General features: G+C 31.0%; 1 protein-coding gene. It reads right to left on the bottom strand.

Annotation, left to right across the window (positions count from 1 at the left end; translation table 11 throughout):
* Positions 1-38: 38 nt before the first annotated feature.
* On the bottom strand, positions 39-413 hold a 375-nt coding region (locus J3495_RS19050; protein WP_210668569.1), incomplete at its 5' end, for an integrase core domain-containing protein.

Below are 413 nucleotides of genomic sequence, written 5' to 3'. Positions count from 1 at the left end.
TGGACTTGCAACAAAAAGTGGGACAAATTTTCTAAGACCTATGCTACACTTTTAATTTTATAAAATTCTAGTTCGATTTCTTTAGGTGTTTTATATCCCAAAGAAGAATGCAGACGTTTTCTATTATACCATACTTCTATATATTCAAAGACTGCTAATTTAGCTTCTTCAATGGTTGTGAATTTATGCTGATAGATAAGTTCTGCTTTAAGGGTCTTGAAAAAACTTTCAGCTACAGCATTATCCCAACAATTAGCTTTTCTACTCATACTTTGAGTGATTAGAGTATTTTTATTAATCAATTTTCTGAATTCTATCGAAGCATATTGTATGCCTCTGTCTGAATGAAAAAGTAAAGGTTCTGTTATTTCTCTTTTTGATACTGCCATTTTCCAAGCTGGAATAATCGTTTG

Origin of the sequence: Flavobacterium geliluteum, from assembly GCF_017948595.1 — a bacterium.
GTDB classification, from domain to species: domain Bacteria; phylum Bacteroidota; class Bacteroidia; order Flavobacteriales; family Flavobacteriaceae; genus Flavobacterium; species Flavobacterium flavipigmentatum.
The sequence above is the reverse complement of the archived record's forward strand: the minus strand, read 5'-3'. Positions and strand labels throughout refer to the sequence as shown.